Origin of the sequence: Anaerofustis stercorihominis (genome assembly GCF_024623185.1) — a bacterium.
GTDB lineage: Bacteria > Bacillota > Clostridia > Eubacteriales > Anaerofustaceae > Anaerofustis.
The window spans coordinates 1-1916 of the sequence record NZ_JANJZK010000054.1; the positions used below are offsets into that span (position 1 = coordinate 1).

The window sequence follows — 1916 nt, forward strand, 5'->3', positions numbered from 1 at the left end:
CTTCGTCAGATTCCGCGCCCCCTTACCCTCTACCTATACCCTGCTTTCAAAGAAACAAATTAAAATATCGCTCCTGATATAATTATGTATTTATATCAATATATAATATGAAAACAATGCTTAAATAAAGTATAGTAATGGCGTGTAGGATTTCCTCTTAAGTCTCTATTTTCTATTAAATAAAACTAAAAGTTTATATACACATAGTATAAATTTTATAGAGTTTAAATTTAAACATCATTGCTTTTCTTTTATATGACCACATCTTAAATTATTTAATTTTGTGTAAACCACACTTAAACTTATCAAAATTTATCTTTATTTCTTATAATAAAAAAGCAAAGGCTATTTGACCTTTACTTTTTTAACGCTTGAATAAGGAGAATAAACTGTCTTCTTACCTACCTTTTTATAAGCTCTAACTTTATAATAATATGTCTTTTTTGATTTTAATTTCTTGTTTGTATAGCTTCTGCTCTTTGTTGTCTTTATAAGTTTATAACCTTTAGTCTTTTTTGTTGAGCGATAAATCTTATATCCGCTTGCCCCTGATATCTTAGAGTATTTTACTATGGCTTTCTTCTTACCTCTCTTGAGCTTAAGATCAGGCTTCTTAAGGGAAGGTTTTACCCTTACAGTGTTGTATTTACCGGTCACGATGCCGTTTTTATTGTTATAAGCAACTACTCTGTAATAGTAATATTTTCCGCAGGTAAGCCCTGAATTCACATAAGAAGAACTCTTATAACTAAGCGTCTTAATTTTTTTAAACCCACTCTTTGAAGAAGTCGAGCGATATACATAATACCCGCTTGCATTTTTAACTTTTGTCCAATAAATCTTAGCTGCATTGTAATTATAACTTACCGCTTTTGATTTTACACTTGAAAGAGTTATCTTAACAGGTGGTTTGACAGGCGGCTTAATAACAGGCTTATCATCTTCGATAGGAGGATTTATAGGCTTTTTTTCTTCTTCGTCGGAAATCACCACGGCGTCTTTAGATTTAAGTATGACTTTATTCTTTACATTATCTCCGACAAGAGCATATACTTTTTTATTGGTTATATAAAAACTCATATCATAAGCATTAGAATAAATATCATTGCCCAATTTTATCCATTTACCTTCTTTGAGATAATATATCCTTGCACTCTTATTATCTGTAAGACCCATATATATTTGATCATTCTTGACACTGAAAGATGCTCCGAAAGGAAGAAAATCAAATCCCTCAACACTGCTGTCTTTCCATGTACTCCCGTCGAATACCGACATCAGCACTTTTTCGTCTTTCTTCCCGTCATAAGCAAAAGCATATAACTTTTCTTTGTCAGCACATAAATCGATATAAGATTTATAAGATGATGAAAGTCCGTGTACCTTAATAAATTTATTATTATCAAGCTTATAAATATTAACAGAGTCGGAAGTATTGTTAAAATCGGCATACATCAAATATATCGAACCTTTATACATTGTCATTTTAGGGTTTACGATATGACCTGCATTTAGTGTATTTCCCACAGAAACAAAAGTCTTTCCATTCCACTTGAGAACTTTTGCATTGGTATTATCGGTATCATAGAGTACATAAAGTTCATTATTTAAATTGACGCAGTAAGGAGAATTGGAAAAACTCTTTCCCGTACTTGTTCTCCACTTTTCGACCCATTTACCATTTTCATACTTCTTAAGCACCACAGCGTTGTTACTGTTTGTATACTCCCCATAAAATACATATACTTCACCGTTCACTATAGACATCTTTTCATTGCCTACATTATTTCCTACTTTTCCTCCGCCTAAAAGGTGATATGTATTATTTTTATACTCATAAACTCTGTCTTCGTTTAGTATATAAATACTGTCATTATATTTTTCTACCCCTGAAGGCTGCATGCTTTCTCCAAAGG

Annotated in this window: 1 protein-coding gene; it reads right to left on the reverse strand. The window is 31.8% G+C overall.

From position 1 onward, the window contains the following. Window positions 1-345: 345 nt before the first annotated feature. On the reverse strand, window positions 346-1916 hold a 1571-nt coding region (locus NSA01_RS09930; protein WP_373887194.1), incomplete at its 5' end, for a fibronectin type III domain-containing protein.